The sequence below is a fragment of the Nocardioides jiangsuensis genome (genome assembly GCF_019679455.1).
In the GTDB taxonomy this organism is placed as follows: domain Bacteria; phylum Actinomycetota; class Actinomycetes; order Propionibacteriales; family Nocardioidaceae; genus Nocardioides_C; species Nocardioides_C jiangsuensis.
In genome coordinates this window covers 1,024,771-1,048,800 of record NZ_JAIEZQ010000001.1, presented here as the reverse complement: position 1 = coordinate 1,048,800, position 24,030 = coordinate 1,024,771, and the positions used below count along the sequence as shown (strand labels likewise).

The window sequence follows — 24,030 nt, the reverse complement described above, 5'->3', positions numbered from 1 at the left end:
CCGTGGCCGACGTCGCGCGCCCCACGCACGAGGACCCGCTGGCCGCCGCGGCCAGTGAGGTCGTCGGCGGGCCGGTCGGCGACCACGCCGCACCGCACCCGTGGTGGACCCCGGTCCGGGTGGTGCTCGCCGTGGCCTGCCTGGCGTTCGTCCTCGGGATGGTGCAGAAGTCGCCGTGCGTGGCGACGAACTGGGCCGACGGCGAGGTGCGCTACGCCGCGATGTGCTACTCCGACGTGCCCTACCTCTACACCGGGCGCGGGTTCGCCGAGCTGTCCGTGCCGTACAGCGACACCGGCGGCCGGTACCAGGTGATGGAGTACCCGGTGCTGATCGGCTACTTCGCGTACGGCGCCGCGCTCGCCACCCACGCGCTCAGCGGCTGGCCGGACCTCGACGAGCGGCGCGAGCTTCCCGCGGACCAGGTGTTCGCGGTGCTCGGCGTGGCCGAGGAGAGCGGCCTGTACTTCATGGTCACGGCGGTCCTGCTCGGGGCGGTGCTGCTGGTGGCGGCGTACCTGATGACCGGCGTGCACCGCGGCCGGCCCTGGGACGCGATGCTGTTCGCGGCGTCGCCGGCGCTGGTGCTGACCGGGCTGGTCAACTGGGACCTGCTCGCGGTGGCGCTGGTCGCGGCCGCACTGTGGGCGTGGTCGCACGGCCGTCCGGTGCTCAGCGGGGTGATGATCGGCCTCGGCACGGCCACCAAGCTCTACCCGCTGTTCCTGCTGGGTGCGCTGTTCGTGGTGTGCCTGCGCGGGCGCCGGCTGCGGCCGTTCTGGCTCGCCGCCGCCGCGGCCACCGGGAGCTGGCTGGCGGCCAACGCGCCCGCGATGCTGCTCGGGCTCGAGCAGTGGACGGTGTTCTGGACCTTCAACTCCGACCGGGGCGCGGACCTCGGCTCGCTGTGGCTGGTGTGGCAGCAGGCGGGGCACACGGTCACCCCGCACCTGGTGAACGTGGTGTCCACGGTGTTCTTCGCGGCCGTCTGTGCCGGGGTGCTCGCGCTCGGCCTGGCCGCCCGTCGTACGCCGCGGGTGGCGCAGCTGGCGTTCCTGGTGGTGGCCGGGTTCCTGCTGGTGAACAAGGTGTACTCGCCGCAGTACGTGCTGTGGCTGCTGCCGCTGGCGGTGCTGGCCCGGCCCCGCTGGCGCGACCTGCTCATCTGGCAGGCCGGGGAGGTGCTCTACTTCGGCGCGGTGTGGCTCTACCTCGGCGAGTTCACGGCGTCGGGCGCGAGCGGGGAGCCGGACCGGTTCTACTGGGCGGCGATCGTCGTGCGGGTGCTGTGCGAGGTGTACCTGATGGCGGTGGTGGTGCGGGACGTGCTGTTCCCGTGGCGTGACCCGATCCGCGCCGACGGTCTCACCGACGACCCCCTGCAGCCGGTCGACGCCTGAGCGAGTCCTGCGGCGCCCGGGCTGCCGGGCTGCCGGGGTGCCGGGGTGCCGGCTGCCGGGTGGTCGGCCGGGCTGCCCTCGGAGGGGGCCCGCCCATCCGGCCTCGCTCCTTCGTCGCTCGGCTGCCAGGCCCGTCCACGGTCGGGCCCCCTCCGAGTTCTGCCCGTCCGCCCGTCGGCTGCCGGTCCGCCGCCCGGCTGCCAGGCCCGTCCACGGTCGGGCCCCCTCGAGTTCTGCCCGTCCGCCCGCCCGTCTGCCGGTCGGGTGCCGGGGGTGGGGCGCGCGGGTCAGGAGATGACGGTGCGGTCGAAGGTGGTGGTGGTGAAGCGGACGCGGACGTCGAGCTCGTCGCCGACGGCGGGCACCGGGGAGCCGTGCGGGAGGAAGAGCATCGAGGCCTGCATGTGCGGTGGCTCGGCGAAGAGTCGCTGCTTGCCGGCCACGGTGTACGGCGACCGGACGAAGCCGGCGGCGTCGAGGCCGCCCTTCGCGAGGGAGACGGCGCGCTGGCGCAGCGTGGACGCGGCGGACGGCGCCTCGAGGCCGATCCCGTGCGCGGTGCCGCCGGAGACCACGAGGATGGTGCCCGAGGTCGGCACGCTCCGGCCCCGATAGCCGAACACGTCGCCCCGCTCGACGGGGTGGCTGTCGAGCACGGAGGCCTTCACGCGCAGCGCGCCGCGGTCGCCGAGCCAGAGGTCGGTGCCGATCCGGGGGTGCAGCTCGAAGTCCGGGTACGACGAGCGCAGCGTGGCCATCTCGGCGTCGGTGAGGTGCGAGACGTACACCGTGCGGGTCGGCAGGCCCGCCGCCACGATGTCGGTCATCAGCCGGTCCACCTCGGCGAGGTGCGACCCGCGGGCCATCGGCAGGTGCAGGGCGACGCCCTCCACCTTCACCCCGCGGCCGGTGCCGCCGTGGGTGCGCGGCGACAGCAGCCCGGCGGCCTCGCGGAGCTCGCGGGCCGAGAAGCCGTGCCTCCGCATCGAGGTCATCCGCTCCAGGACGACGCGGGGCCGGTCGTCGCGCTCGGCGAGGGCCTGCAGGTCCTCGAGCCGGCCGACGGTGTGCACCACCCGGTCGCCGTACACGACCCGCTGCTCGAAGGGCCGCCACGGGGTGAGCACGAGGACCGACCCGTCGAAGCGGGGCGTGACCTCCTCCACCTCGTCGTAGGTGCCGACGGCGACGGTGTCGACGCCGAGCCAGGCGGCCTTGCGCGCGAGCCGGTGCAGGCCGAAGCCGTAGCCGTTGCCCTTGAGCACCGGCACCAGGCCGGGGTGGGAGTCGAGCACGCCGCGCAGGTGGCTGCGCCAGCGGTCGCCGTCGACGTAGAGGCTGAGTGACACGAGTGGACTCCTTGGGCCGGGGCTCAGCCGCGACGCTTCATGTAGAGGTCGAACGCCTTGTAGATCAGAGAGTTCAGCGGGAGGTCCCACTCGCCGGCGTACTCGACGGCCTCGCCGCCGGTGCCGACCTTGAACTGGATGAGACCCACGTGCGGGTCGTCGGGGTCGAGGGTGTCGGTGATGCCGCGCAGGTCGTAGACGTCGGCGCCGGACCCGAGCGAGTCCGAGATCATCGCCCACTGCGCGGCGTTGGAGCCGCGCACCTCACGCTTCTCGGTGGAGGAGGCGCCGTAGGAGTACCAGGTGTGCCCGCCGACGCGGACCAGGATCGTGGCGGCGACCAGGTCGCCCTCGTGCCGGGCGGTGTAGAGCACGATCCGGTCCGGCTCCTCGGCGCGGAGCGCGGCGAACATGGTCTGGAAGTACGACAGTGGCCGCGGCGTGAAGTGGTCGCGCTCGGCGGTGTGCCGGTAGAGCTCCCAGAACGCCGGCAGCTCCCGCTCGAGGTCGTCGGCGTCGACCCGGGTCACCGTGACGCCCTCCTTGGCGGCCTTCTTGATGTTGCGCCGCCACTGCTGGTTCATGCCCTTGAGGACGTCGTCCTCGGTGCGTCCGGCGAGCGGGATCTGGAAGTTGAACTGCGGCTGGCCGGCGGCGAAGCCGCCCTCGACGGACTGCGGGCGCCAGCCGAGCTCCCGCAGCTGGGAGACCACGGAGGCGCCGACCTGTGACCGCTCGGCGGGCGGCACGTCGCCGAGGGTACGCACGGAGTCGTCCGCGATCCCCTTCTTCACCGCGTCGGCGGTCCAGCGACGGGTCACCACGGGCGGGCCCATCCGGACCCCGAAGGCGCCCTTGCCGGCCAGGTGCCGGGTCATCGGGGCGAGCCAGTCGGAGAGGTGGTCGGAGGTCCAGTCGATGACCGGGCCCTCGGGCAGGTAGGCCAGGAAGCGCTTGACCTTGGGCAGCTGCCGGTAGAGCACCAGAGCCGCGCCTGCGAGCGTGTTCCCGTCGAACCAGCCGATCGACTCGCGGCGCCACTCGCCCTTGACCTCACCCCAGGCGGGGGTCTGCAGGAAGCTCGCCGAACCGCCCTTGGCGGTGGCGGTCCTGAGGAAGTCGAGGTGCTCGGCGGAGGTGATGGTGCGGACGTCGAGGGAGGGCGCGTTCACGCTGCCCGAGGCTACACGTCGTCCGCCGGGCCGGAACCGGGCGGAGGACCCGGTGGCGAGAGCGGGTCAGCCGACCCGTTCGCGCAGCCAGGCGAAGTCGGCCTTGTGCTCCTCGGGGCCACCGGGCGTCTCGCAGACCACCGGCGCGCCGGCGTCGCGGACGACGGCGGCGAGCTCGTCGGGGTCGATGTGGCCATGCCCGAAGTTGGTGTGCCGGTCGGCGCCGGAGTCGAACGCGTCGCGGCTGTCGTTGGCGTGCACCAGGTCGATCCGCCCGGTGATCGCGCGCACCTTCTCCACGACCGTGGAGAGGTCGTTGCCGCCGGCGTGTGCGTGGCAGGTGTCGAGGCAGAAGCCGACCATGTCACCGCCGTCGGCGCCGGCCACCGCGTCCCAGACCCGGCCGATCCGCTCGAGGTAGCGGGTCATCGCGTTGGTGCCGCCCGCGGTGTTCTCGATCAGCAGCGGGATCTTGATGTCGGTGGCCTGCACCGCCTTGCGCCAGTTGTCGAAGCCCTTTTCGGGGTCGTCGTCCTTGTTGACGTGCCCGCCGTGCACGATCAGGCCCTTCGCGCCGATGGAGGCGGCGGCGTCCATGTGCTGCTGGAGCAGCTTGCGGCTCGGGATCCGGATCCGGTTGTTCGTGGTCGCGACGTTGATGATGTACGGCGCGTGCACGTACAGGTCGAGCCCGTGCTCCTCCGCGGCCGCACGCAGCGCCTCCGCCCCGCCGTCGTACGCGAACTCGGGGCCCTTGTAGCCCTGCGGGTCGCCGAGGAAGAACTGGCTGAGGGTGGCGCCGCGGGCGAGGGCCTCGCCGATCGGGTCGGCCTGGTCGACGTGGGCACCGAGGGAGAGCTGTGCTGGCATGTGCCCACCCTAGGCGGGGCCGCCGACGGGTCACGAAGCCTGTGGAGAACGATTTCTTCGGCCCCCGCCCGCGCTGGTACCCTGAACCGTCGATCGGCTCGACCCCATGACCAGAGTGGGCGTCGGGCCGTTGATGCGCCGGAAGCCACGCACCCCCGTCCGGGGTCACTGCGGGTCCGGCGGACGCAAGCCCTCCTGCCACGGAGACGCCGTGGCCGCCTGAGTCCGAAGGAGGTGGAGACCGCTATGCGTGCATATGAAGTGATGGTCATCCTCGACCCCGACCTCGAAGAGCGCACTGTTGCGCCCTCGCTCGACACGTACCTCAACGTCGTCCGCAAGGACGGCGGGTCCGTCGAGAAGGTCGACGTCTGGGGACGTCGCCGTCTTGCCTACGAGATCAACAAGAACTCCGAAGGCATCTACGCCGTCGTCGAACTGCAGGCCGAGCCGGCCACGGTGAAGGAGCTCGACCGTCAGCTTTCGCTGAACGAGTCGGTGCTGCGCACTAAGGTCATTCGTCCCGACGTTCGCTGACGCACCCGCCCTCCGGGGCGACACGTTCAGAACATCGGCAACCCGGACCGATTCCCCCGGTCATCCGTCGCAGAAACCCCAGACCAGGGAGGCCTGATATGGCAGGCGAGACACCTATCACCGTCGTCGGAAACCTCACCGCCGACCCCGAGCTCCGCTTCACCCCGTCGGGTGCGGCCGTCGCGAACTTCACCGTCGCGTCCACGCCGCGCACCTTCGACCGCCAGAGCAACGAGTGGAAGGACGGCGAAGCGCTGTTCCTCAACTGCTCGGTGTGGCGCCAGGCGGCCGAGAACGCCGCCGAGTCGCTGCAGCGCGGCATGCGGGTGGTCGTGCAGGGCCGGCTGAAGGCGCGTTCCTTCGAGACCCGTGAGGGCGAGAAGCGCACCGTCTTCGAGATCGACGTCGACGAGGTGGGCCCGAGCCTGAAGTACGCCACGGCCAAGGTCACCAAGACCACCCGCTCCGGCGGCGGTCAGGGTGGCGGCGGCTCGTTCGGCGGCGACGACCCGTGGGCCTCCTCGGGTGCGCAGGGCGGCGGCCAGCAGGGTGGCGGCCAGCAGGGTGGTGGCTCCGGCGGAAGCTGGGGCGGCAACCAGGGCGGCGGCTCGTACGGCGGTGGCCAGCAGTCCGCCCCGGCGAACGACCCCTGGGCCACGCCCGGCATCGGCGGCTCGTCCGAGGAACCTCCGTTCTGATCTGACCTCGTCCGCGGCCCCGCTCGTCGGGGCCCGCGGGCGGACAACAACCGTTCACCACTGGCTGTAGTCCCTACAGCTGACCATTCCGGCGCGAGCCGGGCTCACGAAAGGGAGCACCACAATGGCCAAGCCAGTACTCCGCAAGCCGAAGAAGAAGGTTTGCCAGTTCTGCAAGGAGAAGGTGTCGTACGTCGACTACAAGGACACGACACTCCTCCGCAAGTTCATCTCCGACCGCGGCAAGATCCGCGCGCGTCGCGTGACCGGCAACTGCGTGCAGCACCAGCGCGACGTCGCCACCGCGGTCAAGAACGCGCGCGAGGTTGCTCTGCTGCCCTACACGTCCACGGCTCGCTGAGAGGGGACTGACTGATGAAGCTCATCCTGACTCAGGAGGTCACCGGCCTCGGCGCTCCCGGCGACGTGGTCGAGGTCAAGGACGGCTACGGCCGCAACTTCCTCGTCCCGCGCGGGTTCGCGATCCGCTGGACCAAGGGTGGCGAGCGCACGATCGAGTCGATCAAGGCCGCTCGTGCGACCCGCGAGGTCCGCGACCTCGATCACGCCCAGCAGATCAAGGCCAAGCTCGAGGGCTCGACCTTCACCCTGCCGGTGCGTGCCGGTGAGGGCGGCCGCCTGTTCGGTGCGGTCACCGTCGGCGACATCGCGTCCGCGATCACCGCGGCCGGTGCCGAGGTCGACAAGCGCAAGATCCTCGTCGGCAACCCGATCAAGTCCCTGGGCGCGCACCAGGTGACCGTGAAGGTGCACGACGAGGTCGACGCCACCGTCAACCTGAACGTGGTCCCTGCCTGAGGCACAGCCCCGGCAGCACGTCACGTGACGCCAGAGCCGCTCCCCGGACTTCCGGGGGGCGGCTCTCGTCGTCTTGCAAGCGCGCGTCAGGCGTCCGCGGCGGGTCGCGCCGGCGCCACGACGTCGGCCGGGACCCGGAACAGCAGGTAGACCAGGTACACGCTCGCGGCCACCGCGACCACGGCGGTCGGGACCAGCAGGCCGTCCACCCCGCCGCCGTACAGCAGCACCGGCAGCACGGCGACCAGCACGAAGACCCAGCGCAGCACGCCGAACCGGCGCGCCAGGTCCGGCCGGGGTGGTCCCAGCAGCGCGGCCATGGCGCCGGCCAGGACCAGGCAGAAGAGGGTCTGCGGCAGGCTGACCAGCCAGAGGGTGCTCTCGGGGGTGTCCGCGAGGAGGCTCGGCGAGAGCAGGGCGAGGGACACGACGCCCGCCAGCGCGGCCAGGGCGGTCAGCGTCACGGGGGACGGCAGGGCGGTCCGCAGCCCGTGCAGGCCGAGCATCACCAGAACCCAGCCCAGCAGGTCGGGGACGGCGTCGAACCCGGCGAACCAGGCGTCCACGACGACGAGCACCAGGCCCATCGCCACCTTCTGCACCGGCGTCATCGTCGGGCCGCCCCCTCGGCTACCGGGGGTTCCACCAGACCCGCGACCGCGAGCAGCGCGGCGACGCCGGTGGCCACCGCGGCGAGGAGGACGGGCATGCCGGTCAGCCTAGGCCAGGCTCACCGAGCACCGGTGGTCATCCATCCCACACCCCGGGCGCGGGCGAGCAGGACCACGGCACGGCTGCCCATGAACGCGACGCCGAAGGTCACCCAGAGCCAGACCAGGCCGCGCCCGGGCTCCTGCGCCGCGGCGGCGACCAGGAGACCGGCCGGGGCGAACACCGCCAGCACCAGCACCCCGGCCCAGGCCAGGTAACGGCCGTCCCCGGCGCCGATCAGGACCCCGTCCAGCACGAAGACCACCCCGGCGACGGGCTGGAACAGGGCCGCGACGAGCAGCACCGGCACCAGCAGGGCGCGCACCTCGGGGTCGGTGGTGAACAGCGGGCCGAGCAGCGGGCTGGCCGCCGCGAGCAGCAGGCCGGTGGCCACGCCGCCGACGACGCCCCACCGGACCATCCGGTCGGTGACCGCCCGGGTGCGGTCCAGGTCTCCGGCGCCGAGGTAGCGGCCGGTGATCGCCTGGGCGGCGATCGCAACGGCGTCCAGGGCGAAGGCGAGGAAGGTCCAGATGGTCGCGGCGAGCTGGTGGGTCGCGGTGGCGGTGGCGCCGAGCCCGACGGCGCCGTACGTCATCACCAACAGCGAGGCGCGCAGGGTGAGGGTGCGCACGACGAGCGCGACCCCGGCGTGCGCGGCCCGCCGTACGCCGGGCAGGTCGGGGGTCAGCGGCGCCCCGTGCGCTCGGGCCGCCCGGACCACGACCACGACCAGCGCCGCCGCGGAGCCGAGCTGGGCCAGGTCGGTGCCGAGCGCGGAGCCGGCCACCCCCAGGTCCAGGCCGTAGACCAGGGCCAGGTTGAGGACGACGTTGAGCAGGTTCCCGCCCACCGCGACGTAGAGCGGGGTCCGGGTGTCCTGGAGACCGCGGAGGATCCCGGTGGCGGCCAGCATCACCAGCAGCGGGGTGACCCCCAGGAAGGCCACCCTCAGGTAGCTGCCGGCCTGCTCGGCGACCTCGGGGCCGGGGCCGAACAGGGCGACCAGCGGGTCGGTGAGCAGCACGCCGAGCACGGTGGTGACCACACCGATGAGGACCGCCAGCCAGATCCCGTCGATCCCCTGGGCGAGGGCGCCGCGGGTGTCGCCGGCGCCCAGTCGCCGGGCCACGGACGCGGTGGTGCCGTAGGCGAGGAAGATGCACAGTCCCACCACGGTCTGCACGACGGCGCCGGCGATGCCGAGACCAGCCAGCTCGGGGGTGCCGAGGTGGCCGATGATCGCCGCGTCGGCGAGCAGGAAGAGCGGCTCGGCGACCAGCGCGAGGAACGCCGGCACCGCCAGCCGGAGGATCTCCCGGTCATGGCCGGCGTCGGCGGCGGTACGGCGGGGCACGGCGACGACGGTACGACGGGCGTCAGTCGAGGCCGGCCGCGCCCAGGGTCGTCAGCGCGGTACGGCGCAGCTCGATGAGCGTGCGGCAGAGCGCGGTGACCTCCTCGACGGCCGCCTCGACCGGGTCCGCCTGGCCGTTCCACCGGTCCGGGCCGGTCGGCAGGTCGGTGACCAGGGTGGTCAGGTCCACGTGCGGGACGCGGCCCCCCGCGCGGCGGATCCGCTTGGTCTGCTGGCGGATCCGCCGGAGCAGGCCGTCACGGGCGGAGGCCGCTGCCTCGAGCAGCTCGTCGGCACCGGGGTCGGTGAGCACCGGCGGCGCGCTCTCGGCCAGGGCCGCGGGCACCTCGACGGGCAGGTCGTCGAGGTCGCCGACGAACCGGGCCTTGCTGGCGCGGATCGCCTCGCGGACCCGGTGGTTCCAGGCGGCGGCGAACTCCAGGGTGACCAGGTCGAGCTCGGCGCGCTTCTCGAGGTGCGCGCGCTGGGAGAGCACCCGCTCGCCGAGATAGCCGCGGATCGTCGGGTGGTACTCGTTGGCGGGGACGTCGACCAGCCCGCGGTTGACCCGGCGCATCAGGTCCGCAGACGCCTGGCCGAGGGAGGTGTTGGTGCGGTTGGTGAGCTCGGAGACGACGGCGTGGTCCAGGCCGACCACCTCGGCGAAGCGGCGCCACAGCTCGAGCCGGTCGGTCGGCCTGCGTGGGACGGTGACCACGTGCAGCCGCTCCGCGGGAACCCGCTTGCCCCACACCTCGAGCATCTGCGGGATCCCCTGGGTGCGCCGGAACGCCCGGGCGCCCTGCGCGAGCTCGCCCTGCACGGGCGCTCCGTTCACCGAGACCGCGCCGCGGGCGAAGTCGGGCCACGACACCACGCCACCGTTGCGCGAGAACGTCTGCCACTGGGCAGGGATCGCGCCGGTGGCGTCACGGACGGTGAGCACGACGTGGACCTCGGCCTTGGACAGCGACTTCGTGATCCGCTTGGCCTCGTCGTGCGAGGCGTAGCTGAGGAACTCCATCGAGAAGACCGAGGCCGTGCCGTCGTAGGCCAGCATCTCGTCGACGAGCTTGCGCCACTTGCCCGCGCACTGCGCCCGCAGCGCCGGGTCTTCCTTGTTGCGGTCCATCACGTCGCGGGTGGCCAGCGCCTGCTCGGCCCAGGAGTCGCCGGGGAACAGGAAGCCCGCCTTGAGCAGGTCCTCCTTGTTGGCGCTCATCAGCTGCTGGAGGAAGGTGGTGCCGGTCTTCATGGCACCGATGTGCAAGAAGACGACTGGCTTCCTGCCTCGCACTGGGCCCCCTCGAGCTGCTGTTCTCCACCTGTGGCGCGACACGCGCACGCGTGAACTTACCAGGGTCGGTGGGGCGAGAGCGCGACGTACCGGGACGCGAGCCGCAGGTCCCGTCCGGACGGTGCAGAACACCCGAGATGACTAGGCCCGGGATAGTTGTGTGTAACTATCCCGGACCTGTGGGTATTTGTGATAGTCCGCGCAAAAGCCACCATCGCGACAGTACGGCCAGATCAAGACATCTCGGTGAACGAGAACTTTCCGACGTTTCTTGGGTCCACATGCGGTGGATCGTGTTTCCGCAGGTCAGAGGCGTGTTTCCGGGTCCTGCGCACAGGTTGTCCACAGGTGTGTGAACAACCTGTGCACATGTTTGTCGGCGCGTTCCACACGAGGTACCCGGTTATCCCCAGGGCCTGTGGATAACGGACTTTCCGCAGGGGCCTTGCGGCACGTACCGTCAGCCTTCGCGTACGCGGTGTGCGGCCACCCCCGACACTCGCCCGACGGGCTCGCGACCGGTGTCTCGTCGGCGTGGTCGCCACTCTTCTGGGGGTGACGCTCCGTAGTGTCGTGAGACATCAAGGACATCAGCCGTGGAGGCATCGAGTGAGCATTGCGGAGTTCCCCAGCAGCGCGGGACCGGCCCTGGACGCCGGTGCGGGCTGGTCCTCGTCGTACGACGGGGGCGGGGAGCACGGCGGCGGGAACGGCGGGGGCGGCGGTGACCGCACGCCGCCGCAGGACAACAACGCCGAGCAGAGCGTGATCGGCTCGATGCTGCTGTCGAAGGACGCGATCGCCGACGTGATCGAGTCGGTGCGGGGCACGGACTTCTACCGGCCGGCGCACGAGACGATCTTCGACGCCATCGTCGACCTCTACGGTCGCGGCGAGCCCGCCGACCCGGTCACGATCGCCGCGGAGCTCCAGCGGCGGGGGGAGCTCGCCAAGATCGGCGGGGCGCCGTACCTCCACACCCTCTCGGCCAGCGTGCCGATCGCGGCGAACGCCGGCTACTACGCCGAGATCGTCCGGGAGAAGGCGATCCTCCGGCGACTCGTCGGTGCCGGCACCCGGATCGCGCAGATGGGTTACGCGGGGGAGGGACAGGTCGACGAGGTCGTCGACCGGGCCCAGGCGGAGATCTACCAGGTCACCGACAAGCGCACCTCCGAGGACTACTCGCCGCTCAGCGACATCATGGAGGCGACCCTCGACGAGATCGAGGCGATCTCCAACCGTGACGGCCAGATGGTGGGCGTCCCGACCGGGTTCGCGGACCTCGACGATCTCACCAACGGACTGCACGGCGGCCAGATGATCATCATCGCGGCGCGACCGGCGGTCGGTAAGTCGACGCTGGCGCTCGACTTCTGCCGCGCCGCCTCGATCCACCACAACCTGGCCAGCGTCATCTTCTCGCTGGAGATGACGCGCAACGAGATCACCATGCGGCTGCTGTCGGCGGAGGCGAAGATCCCGCTCAACCACATGCGCAACGGCCACATGACCGACGACGACTGGGCCAAGCTCGCGCGCAAGATGGGCGAGGTGTCCTCGGCGCCTTTCTTCATCGACGACTCGCCGAACATGACGATGATGGAGATCCGGGCCAAGGCCCGCCGGCTCAAGCAGCGCCACGACCTGCGGCTGATCGTGATCGACTACCTCCAGCTGATGAGCTCGGGCAAGAAGGTCGAGTCTCGCCAGCTCGAGGTCTCGGAGTTCTCCCGTCAGATCAAGCTGCTCGCCAAGGAGCTCGAGGTCCCGATCATTGCGCTCTCGCAGCTCAACCGTGGTCCCGAGCAGCGTGCGGACAAGCGCCCCATGGTGTCGGACCTTCGTGAGTCCGGTGCGATCGAGCAGGACGCCGACATGGTGATCCTGCTGCACCGCGAGGACGTCTACGAGAAGGAGTCCACCCGTCCGGGTGAGGCCGACCTGATCGTGGCCAAGCACCGTAACGGGCCGACCCGCGACGTCACCGTCGCCTTCCAGGGCCACTACTCGCGCTTCGTGGACATGGCGCACGGCTGAGCGCGCCGTCCGGATAGACAGCACAAGGCCGCTTGTCATGTCATGATGCCGCGACTTTGCGCGCGTCGCGCACGCCTTTCTTATAGCCACGTTGAGGGCGGCTGCGCTCGCCCGGCCATGCCGCGTGGGGCGCGTGCCTCGTCATCACGTGTGCGGGTGATGTGTAGGTCCTGCGCAGTTCGGTTCCAGGCGGACAAAACAGCCGTCTGCCGGGTGCACTATTGAGCCATGTCGATACGCAACGCAGGTGTACAACGCCACATGCACCAAGGCATCGCAGTCTCGCGGCTGCTCGTCGCCTCGGCGGTCACCGGCATCGCTGTCCTGCTCTCCGGACTCGTTTGGCTTCTAGGCCAGGCTCAGTACCTCAATGACTACTGCGCGTCTCCTCGGTCGCACTTTTCTCCGCCCGAGGCTTCCGGTGGCCGACCGGCGTACATGGACAACCCCATCACCGTCACCTGCGAGTACGACGGTCTCCCGACCGTGTACGTCACCGAACCCTTCCCTCTGATCGGCGCCGTATTGCTGGCGGGCGCGGTCATCGCGGTCGCACTCATCGCCTTCTCCTGGGCACGGTCTTCAGCACGCTAGGGCTCACATTGGAACACTCTCAATTACCGCAAATCGCGCGTTCCCGCGTCCAGAGCAACCTGACGAGGTCGGCGCAGCGCCAAGACCCTGCGATCTTGTGCGCGTGCGGGTAGACGTGGCCAGACAGAGGCGGATGAGCCGCCCTGCGCCCGTTCAGGGTTGCTGCTCAGCCCTCGAGACTGATGCGCAGCAGTTCGAGATTTCGCGGAAGGCCCTGACGCGATTCCGGTCGGACAAGGAGCGGCACCAGCACCTTCCCGATGCCATGCCCCTCGAAGTCGAGTTCGATCGTGACCCGACTCCGGGCGCCGTCATCCAGCGGCTCGATCCGAGTCGTCACGAGCGCGCGCACCGGTCCGTCGACGCCTCTCAGCGACCAGCTGTGAGGGGCGTCGTACCCAGTCATCTCCAACGTCATCGTCTGCTCCCGCTTGCCCAGGCGACGAACAGTGACCACCCGCGCCCCCAGCCCCAGCGCTCCATCATGGGTCGCGGAGACCACATTCTCCTGCCACCTGGGGAGATTGGCCGGATCAACGGGTAGGCGAACACCTCGTCGGGGGAACGGCTGAAGGGATGGCTGGGTAGGTCGCCCGTCATGTCAGGCCGGCTTCGCTCAACCGGTGAATCCGGCGGCTGCGGACCGTCCCGACAAGCCAATGTGCGGGGGTCTCTCAATCGGCCTTGGCAAGCAGGACGGCCTGATCGTCCTTCTCGTTGCCCTGAGCGCGTCGCACCAAGCGGCACACTTCTCGTAGGCCGGCCGCCTCGATCTGACAGGCAACGTGATCAGGCGTGTAGAGGTGGCGCTCGAGCTGGATCTCGTGACCGAACCGGCGGTACGCCCCGGACACGTCGCGCGTCCCTTCGCCGGACTGGAAACCGACCAGCACGTGACCACCAGGGCGCAGGACCCGGGTCGCCTCAGCGAAGATGCGTGCCTGGCCGGCGGGAGGGGTGTGGATGATCGAGTACCACAGCATCACGCCTGCGAACCGGTCATCGGGGTACGGGAGGTCGGTCAACGAGCCCACGGTGAACACCAGGTCGGGGTGGTCACGTCGGGCCATCGCGACCATGCTCGACGACAGGTCGACTCCCTCGACGAGGCATCCTCGCTCGGCGAGGTACCGGCTCATCCGACCCGCGCCGCATCCCGCGTCCAGGACCTGTGCGTCGTCGCCCGACGTCACCGCCTCAGCGAAGGCATCGACCATGGCGAGGTCGAGCGGAGCCTCGGCACGGGTGTCCGGCAGGTAGGCGGCGTAGTCCTCCGCCACCGTGTCGTAGGCGTGTCGCACTCTGCGGAAGCCGAGCGGATCGGGCGTCGAGGAGGTCACGAGCCGGATGATCGCACGCCGGCCGGCACCGTCGGGCGGCACCGAATGGCGTGGACGGTCTAGCATCGCCGGATGCAGTCGGCCAGCAGCAGTTCTCGCGACGTCAAGCCCCGCGACCGCCGCGAGAGCCCGGACAACGCCGGGACACGGGTGGCTCTGGTGCTCGACGCCGGTGGTGCCCGATCGGCGTACCAGGTGGGCGCCCTGGAGGTACTGCTGCCGGCGTTGGCGGAGAGCGGCACACGTCCGTGCGTGCTGATCGGCACCAGCGCCGGTGCACTGCTCAGCGGCGTCCTCGCGGCAACGGCTCACCTGGAGGCCGGCGAGCAGGTCGCACGGCTCAGGGACGTGCTCGACCAAGCCACCAAGCGGCACGTGATGCGGCCGCTGTGGAGGCAGGTGCCCGAGGTGCTGGCACGCTACACGTCGGAGACGCTGGGCCTGTCGTTCTTCCGACTGCGCGGGTTGTTCGGGACCCAGCCGCTCGCCCGAACCCTCGCGCAGTCCATCGACTGGGAGGCACTGCATCGCAACGTCGAGGAGGGTGTCGTCGACGTTGCGGCCGTCACGGCGACGTCCGTCCGGACCGGGCGAGTCGTGGTGTTCACCGAGTCCGCCTCCCCCATACCGCGCGCGGCGCCCGAGTACCACGGCCGCTTCGTCGCCACCCGGCTTCAGGTCTCCCACCTGATGGCCTCCGCGGCGATCCCGGCCCTGTTCCCCTCGGTGCGCGTCGACGAGCCCGCCGAGGCCGCGGGGTGGTACGTCGACGGCGCCACCCGCCGTCGTGAGCCGCTCGCTCCGGCCCTCGAGCTCGGGGCCGATCGCATCATGGTGGTCGGCACCGGCGCGCTGCGCCCGCCAGACCAGGACCTCGACCTGGACGGGGTCGCCGTCGACCTGGGCGACGGCGGGGCGACCCTGCTCGGCGCGGTCATGGACGACCCGCTGCGCCACGACCTGCGGCGGCTCGCAGAGGTCAACGCCATGACGCAGGACGCCGAGCTGGCCCCTTCCCTCCGACGTCACCGCGAGGGTCGCGGCCAGTCGGCGTACCGCACGGTGCCCTACGTCGCAGTCGCCCCCGAAGACGGCGAGGAGCTTGCCCGCGCCGCGATGGAGGTCTTTCGCGCCAACCACGGCTCGCTGCTCCGCACCCTCGGCGATCCGGACATGCAGATCATGCACCGGCTGCTCGGCAGCGACAGCCCGCTTCAGGGCGAGCTCTTGTCCTACCTCCTGTTCGACCCCGACTTCTTCGACGCCGCCTCTGAGTTCGGCCGTCGCGACGCGCAGCGTTGGGTCGAGGACCATCCCGACCTGTGGCGGACCGAGGGGCTTCCGGAGCCCGCGAGCTGATGCGCGATCGGTCACGGAGGTCGAGCTCCGCACGCCGTACCGGGCGCCACGTCGGCGTCCCCGGATCCGGACGACTCCCCGTCACCGGCGGGGCACCATGGAAGACATGACCTCCATCCTGGTGACGCGTCACCTGAACGCGCCTCGTGGACGTGTCTACCGTGCCCTCGTCGATGCGGAGGCGGTCTCCCGGTGGAAGGTGCCCACGGGTATGTCCTGTCACGTTCACGAGTTCGACGGACGGGAAGGCGGCACGTTCCGGATCTCGCTCACCTACGACGGGATGGACAGCCGGGGAAAGACCACCGCACACACCGACACCTACCGCGGTCGTTTCGTCAGGCTCGTGCCCGACGAGGTCGTCGTCGAGGCGGACGAGTTCGAGACCGAAGACCCGGCTTTTCGCGGTGAGATGACGATCACCATCACGCTCGCGGATGCGGGCGACGGCACCGACCTGGTCGCTGTGCACGAGGGGCTTCCCCGTGGCGTATCGACCGCGGACAACGAAGCCGGCTGGAGGGAGGCGCTCGCCAGGCTCGCCGTGCTCGTCGAGGGTTGACGCGTGCCGCTCTGTCCGGGATCAGCAGCTCTCGGTCTTTTCCGCCTTGCACACGTCCGCGCCAGGTCCCCCTTCGGCCTCGTCGTAACCGCGCCCGCCGTACAGCCGGTCGTTCCCTCGGTCACCCTCGAGCTCGTCACTTCCCCGACCGCCGCAGACGACGTCGTTGCCGCCGTGCCCCTCGATGTCGTCGTTGCCCCCGAGGCCGACGATCACGTCGGGTCCGGAGGTGCCGTCGATCTCGTTGGAGGACGCGCTGCCGACGATGGTCGCGGTGCGCCCGTGGCACGCGTACGCGGCCGCGCCCTGGCTCGGAGCGACGGTGAGGCCCATCAAGGTGGCGACGACCGCCGCGGATCCCGCGACGGTCATGGCGAGGTGCTTCTGGAGTCGAGTCTTCATGATTCGACGCTAGATCGGGGCGCTCTCCGTCGCGCAGGGCCGTTGGTCCCACCGGAGCGGCACAAGCGGGTGGGCGCGCCGCGTAGACGGACTCGGCCCGCCCCAGGGACCAGCGCGCGGGCCTGGTCAGCCGGTCAGCCGGTTGACCAGGCGGCAGAACGGGTCGGTGGTGTTCTCGTCGCCCATCTCGGCCGGTTCGGGGACGATCTCCAGGCCGGTCCGGGGGATCGTCACCCCGAAGGTCGAGCGCACCCAGTCTCGGTACGGCGCGTTGACGACCTCGTGCTGCGCGTACAGCGGCTCCGGGGGCGCGGCGTAGTCGACGTTCCAGCAGATCTCCCGGTAGCCGATCGCCAGCAACCTGAGGAAGTCGACCGGGTCCTCGGCGAGGACGCAGGTCATCATGGAGCCGCTGCCCGACCCCAGGTGGACGATCCGGGTCGCCCCGTCGATGCCCAGCCAGAGAGCGGCGGTGGAGCCGTCGCTACCCGTCCTGGCGAACGGCCACAGCCACGGACGGGGCTCGTCGCGGACCTCGCCGAACCAGTCCTGGACGTACGACGAGGTCTCGTCCGCCCCGTGGCCGCGCAGGCCGATGCTCGTGCCGAGGTGCCGGTCGCCGTCCAAGGTGCCGAACAGCTCCCCGCCCCGCCCGCAGTGGACGTACCCCTGGTCCTCGACCCACGCGAACAGCTGCCGCAGCGGCTCGGCGAAGTCGATGCCGGCCGGCACCCGCGACAGCGTCACGTCCAGGAACACACCCATGACCGGGAGCGTAGAGGTACCCAGGGACCGGCCGGCGCCGTTTCCCGCGTCGCGTCAGGCGTTCGGCGACGCGTCCTGGGCGGAACGCCTGGCGAACGCCGGCGCATGCTCGGGTCGTGGCCCGACGCCAATGAGGTACGCCGTCGCGTACGACGCCTTCGGAACGTGCCGCAAGATCGCCAGGACCGGTCGCGGCGGGCCCATCCGTCGCCCGTCGAGGATCGGCTTCACCAGACCTCGGTGCAGCAGCCGCTGCAGTGCCTGGATGACGATCGTCGGGAGGAGCCTGCGGGTGCGCACCGCCGCCAGGTCGGCCGAGGTCACCGCGCCCCGTAACAGCGGGTCGGCGAGCAGGGTCGCCGCGGCCACGGCGTCCTGGACGGCGAGGTTGATGCCGACCCCGCCTACCGGGGACATCGCGTGCGCGGCGTCGCCGATACAGAGCAGGCCGTCGACGTGCCACCGGCTCAGCCGGTTCACCCGCACGTCGAGGTGCTTGACCTCGTCCATCGACCCCAGTGCGTCCACGCGCTCCTCGAACTCGGGCATGAGCTCGGCGATGTCCCGGCGGAAGCTCTCGATCCCGCGTGCCCGCAGCTGGGGATCGGTTCCCTTCGGCGCGATGTAGGCGAGCTGGAGGAAGTCCTTGCGCGGGATGACCAGCGCGAAGCGCCCCCTGCCCGCCCGCGGCGTCAGTGCGGAGGGGTGGTCCTCCGGCGCACGCGGGAGCCGGAACCACCAGGCGTCGATCGAGACGGGGAACTCCCTGGGGCGGAGGTGCGCCTGCTGACGCGCGATGGACCAGCGGCCGTCGCAGGCCACGGTCAGGTCGGCGCGGATCTCCCCGGTGGCGCCGTCCTCCGTGCGGTAGCGCACCCCCGCGACCCGGCCCGCCTCGCGTACCAGGTCGGTCACCTCGGTCCGCATCCGCAGCGTGAAGCTCGGTTCCTCCCTGCCCGCGTCGGCCAGCAGGTTGAGCAGGTCCCACTGCGGCACCATCGCGACGTAGGGGTAGCGCCCCTTCAACCTGCGGAAGTCGGCCACGACCACGGTGCGCCCGCCGTCGATCGGGAAGGCGACCTCGTGCAACCGGCTGTACGGCAGCCGGGCGAACCTCTCGCCGAGGCCCAGCTCGTCGAGCAGCCGCAGCGTCGACGGGTGGACGGTGTCCCCGCGGAAGTCCCGCAGGAAGTCGCCGTGCTTCTCCAGCACGCTCACCTCGACCCCGGCCCGGGCGAGCAGCAGCCCGAGCACCATGCCGGCGGGCCCGCCTCCGATGACCACGCAGGTCGTGCGCTCGCTCATCGATGCCCCTTCCTCGTTCACGGTGAGTCCGCAGGTCCGCGCGGGCGTCCCTGGCGCGGCCACCACCGGGTGACCCGGGTCAGCCGGGCGCTGGGCCGTCGACGTTCGTCACCGGGTCGCCGGTGCCGGAACGCACGACGACCAGCGTGGACGGCTCGTCCGCGGGGTTGCCCTCGCGGTGGATCGCGTGCGGCGCGACGTACACGAAGTCACCGTCCGCGGCCTCGAGCACGTCGCGTCCGCCTGGGCCGAACTCCATCCGCAGCGCACCCGAGACGACGTAGATGCTCGACTCGTACTCGCCGTGGTGGTGCCATCCGGACACCATCCCGGCGTCGGTGGTCACGAAGCCGGCCCACATGTGCTCGGTGGAGACCGCCTGCTCGCGGTTCATCCCCGGGGTGGGTGCGCCCTCGGTCCGCTCGGCCGGACTCACCCGGAACACGGGTGCCTCGTCGCTCATGGCTTCCCTCCGATCGGGCCTCGACAAGCTCCCCACAGGGAGACTCCTGCAGCATGAACCTGGCCGTGCCGACCGGTCAACGGGCCCGTCGGACCCGGTCTGCCGTGTGCCGTGCGTCGAGACCGGCACAGCCTCGACGTCGAAACCCGGGACCGTCGGCCGCCGTATTGCTGGTCTCCGCACGGGACCGCGATGAGTTCCCGCGCTCGGCGGAGTCCACCATGCTGAGAGCCGGACCCGAGGAGGCCGAGATGGACGAGCAGTTCACCGCCACCCTGCGCAAGAGCCCGAGCAAGGGCGGCTGGACCTACGTCGTCTGGCAGGACTCGGTGCGGTGCTTCGGCACCCGGGGGCTGGTCAAGGTGCGCGGAACCATCGACGGCCACCCCTTCCAGAGCTCGTTCATGGCGCTGGGCGACGGCACCCACAAGCTGCCGGTGAAGGCCGAGGTCCGCACGGCGATCGGCAAGGAGGCCGGTGACTCCGTCAGCGTGCGCCTGCTTGAGCGACTCGAGCGCTGATGCCCTCGGGAACCTGTCGCCTCGCGAACCCTTACGGCGGCGCCCCGGGGCCGGCCACCGGCGCGGGTCTTGCGGTGAAAGCCGGTTGCGGGGCTGACGACTGATCTGGTCGGCTACGCGCATGGACTCCCACGCGGTGCTCGCGGCGTACGACGACCAGATCCGGCGCAACCCGGCCCCCGACGGCCCGGACGGTCTCGTCGAGCGCGACGGCGGAGTGGTGCGCAGCGTGGCTCCCGAGCATGGCTGGAACGGGGTGACCTGGTCCGACCTCGACGAGGACACCGCGGACGCGGCGATCGCCGCCCAGGTCGCCCGCTTCGCCGAGGTGTCCCGCCCGTGGGAGTGGAAGCACTACTCCCACGACCGGCCCGCCGACCTGCCCGAGCGGCTGGTCGCGGCCGGGCTGACGCGCGAGCCGGAGGAGACCCTGTTGGTCGCGGACGTCGCCGACCTCGCTCTCGACGTGTCGCCTCCGCCGGGCGTGGAGCTGGTCGACGTCGTCGACGCGGCGGGGGCCGAGGCGCTGGTCCGTGTCCACGACGAGGTGTTCGGCGGGGACCACTCCGCGATCGGCCGGCACGTCCTCGACGGGTTGGCCCGGCGCCCGCGCACGGTCGCGGCCGTGGTTGCCACGGCCGAGGGCCGGCCGGTGTGCGCCGGTCGGCTCGAGCTCCACCACGGCACCGACTTCGCCAGCATCTGGGGTGGCGGGACGCTGCCCGAGTGGCGGGGCCGCGGCGTCTTCCGCGCCGTGGTCGCCTACCGCGCCGCCCAGGCGGCCGCCCACGGGTTCCGGTACGTGCAGGTCGACGCATCCCCGGACAGCCGGCCGATCCTGCGGCGGCTCGGGTTCGTCGAGCTCGCCACGACCACGCCGTTCACCCACCCGGGCGGGGTGGAGGCGGGTCAGGGCAGGTAGGCGAGAACCCGGGGCGTGCCAGGCCGTCGCGCGGTCGTACGGGCGTCCGCCGGCCCGGCGATGCAGCCGGCCGACAGCCCGAGCCGCTCGAGGTTGGCCGCGTCGCCCCGCCCCCAGACGGCGGGGGCGTCCTGCATCACCGGGTACATGACCTGGCCGCGGTCCCGGTCCGCGTGCCCCATGCCGACGGCGTGGCCGATCTCGTGCATGAGCAGCTGCCCGCGGGTGCCGCTGTAGCCGTAGGGCTTCCCGGCCCCGAACCCCGGGTCCAGCTTCTCGTACACCCCGGACTCGATCAGCACGAACCCGTCGCTCAGCGTCGGGACGGCCCGGTCGTTCACGTCGAGGGTCAGGCTCCCGTAGGCGCCGCCGAAGCCGGCCGCCCCGGAGCCCCGGGGGAAGTGGCTGGACTGCCCCGGACGGACCCAGGCGAGCACCAGGTCGGTGCCCGGCGGGTACGTCCCATTGCGGGTGCCCGGGACGACGCCGGTCGCGCCGGCGTACCGGAACCGCAGACCCGACTGCATGGTGACCCGCCTCAACGCGCCCCGGACCTCGCCGAGGGTCCCGGGCGGTGCCTGCCGCAGGTTGACCCGGTAGTCGATGGTCCGGCACGGATCCCAACGGTGCGCCTCCTTGCCGGGGATCAGCAGGGACCTGGAGGACGCCTTGCCCTTGGCTCGGATGGTGACGGTGGTCGCGTCGCCGACCGTCTCCGGAGCGCCGCCGGCCGCGGGCAGGAGCGTGCGCAGCCGGCTCCTCCCGACGAACAGCGTGGTGGGGACCTCCGCCGAGAACCTGCCGTCCGCGTTCGAGCGGGTCGTGGCGACGGTCACCCAGGAGTCGCCGACCCGGCGCTCGACCCGCACCGGCCGGGCCGTCGCGGGCCGCACCTTCCCGCTGACGCGGAGGTCACCGGCGGTGCGGACCGACAGCGACGACGGCTCGTCCGCGACGGAGGCGGGAGGCCGGGCCGCGCCGGCGGCGGTGACGGGCAGCGCCGCGACCAGCGCCACGGTGAGTGCGGACGCGACCGCCCGGACGGCTGACCTGCGGGGCCGGTGGCCTCGCGGACCATGAGCGGGCAGCACGACGGGCATGGGGGGCTCCTGGGCCGAGGACGGTTGTCCCCTTCGCCATCGGCCGGTCCGGCCCGCACCTGAGACGTTCGACACCGCCGCTCTCCCCGGGCCCGCCGAGCACGGTTCCGGGCGCGCCGGCGCCTCGTCTCGCGCCTCGGCCCGAGGGTTTCCGATCCGGTCCCCGGGGAAAGACCTAGTGACCTCGACGGTGCCCGGGGGAGCGCGTGTGGCCTACCGTCGTCCTGGAAAGTCGTGAACACCCTGAGGGAGCAGCATGCAGATCTGGCCTGGACGTTCTTACCCGTTGGGTGCGTCGTACGACGGGTCCGGCGTCAACTTCGCGCTGTTCTCGGAGGTCGCCGAGCGGGTGGAGCTGTGCCTGATCGGCGACGACGGGGCGGAGACCAGGATCGACCTGCCGGAGACCGACGGGTTCGTGCACCACGTCTACCTGCCCGGCGTCCAGCCCGGCCAGCGCTACGGCTACCGCGTGCACGGCCCCTTCGACCCCGCGAACGGGCACCGGTGCAACCCCGCGAAGCTGCTGCTCGACCCGTACGCCAAGGCCGTCGAGGGGCAGATCGACGGCGACGAGTCGCTGTTCTCCTACCGCTTCGGCAAGCCCGACGCGTTCAACGACGACGACAGCGCCGGCCACACCATGCTCTCGGTCGTGGTCAACCCGTTCTTCGACTGGGGCAACGACCGCAGCCCCGACCACGAGTACCACGACTCGGTCGTCTACGAGGCGCACGTCAAGGGCCTGACCCAGACCCACCCGGGCATCCCGGAGGAGATCCGGGGCACCTACGCGGGCATCGCCCACCCGGCGATGATCGAGCACCTCAAGTCGCTCGGGGTGACCGCGATCGAGCTGATGCCGGTGCACCAGTTCGTCCAGGACCCTCACCTGCTCGAGAAGGGGCTTGCGAACTACTGGGGCTACAACACCATCGGCTTCTTCGCCCCGCACAACGCCTACTCCGCGGCCGGCCAGCGCGGCCAGCAGGTCCAGGAGTTCAAGGGCATGGTCAAGGCCCTGCACGAGGCGGACATCGAGGTCATCCTCGACGTGGTCTACAACCACACCGCCGAGGGCAACCACCAGGGCCCGACGCTGTGCTTCCGCGGCATCGACAACAGTGCCTACTACCGCCTCGTCGACGAGGACAAGGCGCACTACTTCGACACCACCGGCACCGGCAACAGCCTGCTGATGCGGCACCCGCACGTGCTCCAGCTGATCATGGACTCGCTGCGCTACTGGGTGCTCGAGATGCACGTCGACGGCTTCCGGTTCGACCTCGCCTCGTCGCTGGCCCGTCAGTTCCACGAGGTGGACCGGCTCTCGGCGTTCTTCGACCTGGTGCAGCAGGACCCGGTGGTCAGCCAGGTCAAGCTGATCGCCGAGCCCTGGGACGTCGGCGACGGCGGCTACCAGGTCGGCAACTTCCCGCCGCTGTGGACCGAGTGGAACGGCCGCTACCGCGACACCGTCCGCGACTTCTGGCGCGGCGAGCCGTCCACGCTCGGCGAGATGGCGTCGCGGATCACCGGCTCCTCCGACCTCTACGAGCACTCGGGCCGCAAGCCCATCGCGTCGGTCAACTTCATCACCGCGCACGACGGCTTCACCCTGCGCGACCTGGTGTCGTACAACGAGAAGCACAACGAGGCGAACGGCGAGGGCGGCGCGGACGGCGAGAGCCACAACCGGTCCTGGAACTGCGGGGTCGAGGGTGACACCGACGACCCCGAGGTGACCGCGCTCCGGGCCCGCCAGCAGCGCAACTTCCTCACCACACTGCTGCTCTCCCAGGGCATCCCGATGATCGCGCACGGCGACGAGCTCGGTCGCGGCCAGCAGGGCAACAACAACGTCTACTGCCAGGACAACGAGCTGGCCTGGGTGGACTGGGACCTCGACAAGACCCAGGAGGAGCTGCTCGCCTTCGCCCGGCGGGTCGTGGCGCTGCGCCGTGACCACCCGGTGTTCCGCCGGCGCCGCTTCCTCGGCGGCACCGGTCCCGGTGAGGAGGGCGGCCTCGGCGACGTGGCCTGGTTCAACCCCAGCGGCGAGGCGATGACCGACACCGACTGGAACGAGGGCCACGCCCGCTCGATGATGGTGTTCCTCAACGGCGACGCGATCTGGGAGCCCGACACCCGTGGCGAGCGGGTCGTGGACGACTCGTTCCTGGTCGCGTTCAACGCCTCCCACGAGCCGATGGACTTCATGATCCCCGGTGACGTGTACGGCGAGGGCTGGCTGGTGCAGCTCGACACGAGCGACGACCAGATCGGGATCGTGTCGGTGTTCGACGACGCCACGACGCTGCTTCCCGGGGTGGAGTTCCCGGTCACGGGCCGCTCGATCGTCGTACTCCGCCGGCCGCGGGTCGCGAACAACGGGGGCTGACGCCGTACGGCGCCCGTCCGGGTGACCTTTCGACGCCGCACGACTG

General features: G+C 71.2%; 24 protein-coding genes and 1 pseudogene. 12 read left to right on the top strand and 13 right to left on the bottom strand.

Translation table 11 applies throughout. The features are described from left to right. The first annotated feature begins 2 nt into the window (after positions 1-2). Positions 3-1,400 carry a glycosyltransferase family 87 protein gene (locus tag K1X13_RS04865; RefSeq protein WP_221023860.1) on the top strand — a complete coding sequence of 466 codons (1,398 nt, stop codon included), beginning with the start codon at positions 3-5 and terminating at the stop codon, positions 1,398-1,400. Between the two features lie 287 nt (positions 1,401-1,687). Here K1X13_RS04865 and K1X13_RS04860 read toward each other — a convergent pair whose 3' ends face one another. The 3 genes from K1X13_RS04860 to K1X13_RS04850 form a co-directional block, all read right to left on the bottom strand. Then, positions 1,688-2,749, bottom strand: coding sequence for an alanine racemase (locus K1X13_RS04860; protein WP_221023859.1), 1,062 nt, complete (start codon positions 2,747-2,749; stop codon positions 1,688-1,690). A gap of 23 nt (positions 2,750-2,772) precedes the next feature. Then, the gene (locus K1X13_RS04855) at positions 2,773-3,921 is read right to left on the bottom strand and encodes a lipid II:glycine glycyltransferase FemX (protein WP_221023858.1); all 1,149 of its coding nucleotides are present in this window, start codon (positions 3,919-3,921) and stop codon (positions 2,773-2,775) included. Between the two features lie 66 nt (positions 3,922-3,987). Further along, positions 3,988-4,791 carry a deoxyribonuclease IV gene (locus K1X13_RS04850; RefSeq protein WP_221023857.1) on the bottom strand — a complete coding sequence of 268 codons (804 nt, stop codon included), beginning with the start codon at positions 4,789-4,791 and terminating at the stop codon, positions 3,988-3,990. A 246-nt stretch (positions 4,792-5,037) separates the two neighbouring features. Here K1X13_RS04850 and rpsF point away from each other — a divergent pair, with 246 nt between their 5' ends. From rpsF to rplI, 4 genes are all read left to right on the top strand, one after another. After that, the gene (gene rpsF, locus K1X13_RS04845; protein ID WP_221024586.1) at positions 5,038-5,328 is read left to right on the top strand and encodes a 30S ribosomal protein S6; all 291 of its coding nucleotides are present in this window, start codon (positions 5,038-5,040) and stop codon (positions 5,326-5,328) included. Between the two features lie 98 nt (positions 5,329-5,426). Continuing rightward, positions 5,427-6,026, top strand: coding sequence for a single-stranded DNA-binding protein (locus K1X13_RS04840; protein ID WP_221023856.1), 600 nt, complete (start codon positions 5,427-5,429; stop codon positions 6,024-6,026). A 124-nt stretch (positions 6,027-6,150) separates the two neighbouring features. Then, positions 6,151-6,387 (top strand): 30S ribosomal protein S18, encoded by a 237-nt coding sequence (rpsR, locus tag K1X13_RS04835; RefSeq protein ID WP_128861280.1) that lies wholly within the window; start codon positions 6,151-6,153, stop codon positions 6,385-6,387. A gap of 14 nt (positions 6,388-6,401) precedes the next feature. Further along, positions 6,402-6,845, top strand: a complete 444-nt coding sequence (rplI, locus tag K1X13_RS04830; protein ID WP_221023855.1) for a 50S ribosomal protein L9 — start codon at positions 6,402-6,404, stop codon at positions 6,843-6,845. 86 nt (positions 6,846-6,931) lie between these two features. Here rplI and K1X13_RS04825 read toward each other — a convergent pair whose 3' ends face one another. The 3 genes from K1X13_RS04825 to K1X13_RS04815 form a co-directional block, all read right to left on the bottom strand. Beyond that, entirely contained in the window at positions 6,932-7,456 is a 525-nt protein-coding gene (locus tag K1X13_RS04825) for a hypothetical protein (RefSeq protein ID WP_221023854.1), read from the bottom strand. 119 nt (positions 7,457-7,575) lie between these two features. Beyond that, positions 7,576-8,913 carry an MATE family efflux transporter gene (locus K1X13_RS04820; protein ID WP_221023853.1) on the bottom strand — a complete coding sequence of 446 codons (1,338 nt, stop codon included), beginning with the start codon at positions 8,911-8,913 and terminating at the stop codon, positions 7,576-7,578. 22 nt (positions 8,914-8,935) lie between these two features. After that, positions 8,936-10,168 carry a hypothetical protein gene (locus K1X13_RS04815; RefSeq protein ID WP_221023852.1) on the bottom strand — a complete coding sequence of 411 codons (1,233 nt, stop codon included), beginning with the start codon at positions 10,166-10,168 and terminating at the stop codon, positions 8,936-8,938. Positions 10,169-10,819: 651 nt separating this feature from the next. On the opposite strand from K1X13_RS04815, the gene dnaB reads away from it, so the two are divergent. Continuing rightward, complete coding sequence (dnaB, locus tag K1X13_RS04810; RefSeq protein WP_308249399.1) at positions 10,820-12,250, top strand: replicative DNA helicase; 1,431 nt, start codon at positions 10,820-10,822, stop codon at positions 12,248-12,250. A 228-nt stretch (positions 12,251-12,478) separates the two neighbouring features. Further along, entirely contained in the window at positions 12,479-12,844 is a 366-nt protein-coding gene (locus K1X13_RS04805; RefSeq protein WP_221023851.1) for a hypothetical protein, read from the top strand. A gap of 166 nt (positions 12,845-13,010) precedes the next feature. On the opposite strand, the pseudogene K1X13_RS04800 reads toward K1X13_RS04805, so the two are convergent. Both K1X13_RS04800 and K1X13_RS04795 read right to left on the bottom strand, forming a co-directional pair. Then, positions 13,011-13,367 (bottom strand): annotated as a pseudogene (locus K1X13_RS04800) (SRPBCC family protein); the annotation flags it as partial. Between the two features lie 151 nt (positions 13,368-13,518). Beyond that, positions 13,519-14,184 carry a class I SAM-dependent methyltransferase gene (locus K1X13_RS04795; protein ID WP_221023849.1) on the bottom strand — a complete coding sequence of 222 codons (666 nt, stop codon included), beginning with the start codon at positions 14,182-14,184 and terminating at the stop codon, positions 13,519-13,521. A gap of 72 nt (positions 14,185-14,256) precedes the next feature. Here K1X13_RS04795 and K1X13_RS04790 point away from each other — a divergent pair, with 72 nt between their 5' ends. Both K1X13_RS04790 and K1X13_RS04785 read left to right on the top strand, forming a co-directional pair. Beyond that, on the top strand, positions 14,257-15,543 hold the full coding sequence (locus K1X13_RS04790; protein ID WP_221023848.1) for a patatin-like phospholipase family protein: 1,287 nt from the start codon (positions 14,257-14,259) through the stop codon (positions 15,541-15,543). A gap of 106 nt (positions 15,544-15,649) precedes the next feature. After that, entirely contained in the window at positions 15,650-16,105 is a 456-nt protein-coding gene (locus K1X13_RS04785) for an SRPBCC family protein (RefSeq protein WP_221023847.1), read from the top strand. A gap of 21 nt (positions 16,106-16,126) precedes the next feature. On the opposite strand, the gene K1X13_RS04780 is transcribed toward K1X13_RS04785, so the two are convergent. From K1X13_RS04780 to K1X13_RS04765, 4 genes are all read right to left on the bottom strand, one after another. After that, positions 16,127-16,507 carry a calcium-binding protein gene (locus K1X13_RS04780; protein WP_221023846.1) on the bottom strand — a complete coding sequence of 127 codons (381 nt, stop codon included), beginning with the start codon at positions 16,505-16,507 and terminating at the stop codon, positions 16,127-16,129. Positions 16,508-16,633: 126 nt separating this feature from the next. After that, positions 16,634-17,272 (bottom strand): hypothetical protein, encoded by a 639-nt coding sequence (locus tag K1X13_RS04775; RefSeq protein ID WP_221023845.1) that lies wholly within the window; start codon positions 17,270-17,272, stop codon positions 16,634-16,636. A 54-nt stretch (positions 17,273-17,326) separates the two neighbouring features. Next, a complete protein-coding gene (locus K1X13_RS04770) occupies positions 17,327-18,577 on the bottom strand; it encodes an FAD-dependent oxidoreductase (RefSeq protein ID WP_221023844.1) in 1,251 nt (416 codons plus the stop codon). A gap of 79 nt (positions 18,578-18,656) precedes the next feature. After that, complete coding sequence (locus K1X13_RS04765; RefSeq protein ID WP_221023843.1) at positions 18,657-19,040, bottom strand: cupin domain-containing protein; 384 nt, start codon at positions 19,038-19,040, stop codon at positions 18,657-18,659. Between the two features lie 221 nt (positions 19,041-19,261). On the opposite strand from K1X13_RS04765, the gene K1X13_RS04760 reads away from it, so the two are divergent. Then, positions 19,262-19,561, top strand: a complete 300-nt coding sequence (locus K1X13_RS04760) for a DUF1905 domain-containing protein (protein WP_221023842.1) — start codon at positions 19,262-19,264, stop codon at positions 19,559-19,561. A 121-nt stretch (positions 19,562-19,682) separates the two neighbouring features. Continuing rightward, complete coding sequence (locus K1X13_RS04755) at positions 19,683-20,483, top strand: GNAT family N-acetyltransferase (protein ID WP_221023841.1); 801 nt, start codon at positions 19,683-19,685, stop codon at positions 20,481-20,483. Here K1X13_RS04755 and K1X13_RS04750 read toward each other — a convergent pair. Further along, the gene (locus K1X13_RS04750) at positions 20,471-21,583 is read right to left on the bottom strand and encodes a hypothetical protein (RefSeq protein WP_221023840.1); all 1,113 of its coding nucleotides are present in this window, start codon (positions 21,581-21,583) and stop codon (positions 20,471-20,473) included. The genes K1X13_RS04755 and K1X13_RS04750 overlap by 13 nt on opposite strands. 256 nt (positions 21,584-21,839) lie before the next feature. Here K1X13_RS04750 and glgX point away from each other — a divergent pair, with 256 nt between their 5' ends. Then, entirely contained in the window at positions 21,840-23,984 is a 2,145-nt protein-coding gene (glgX, locus tag K1X13_RS04745) for a glycogen debranching protein GlgX (RefSeq protein WP_221023839.1), read from the top strand. Positions 23,985-24,030: the final 46 nt, after the last annotated feature.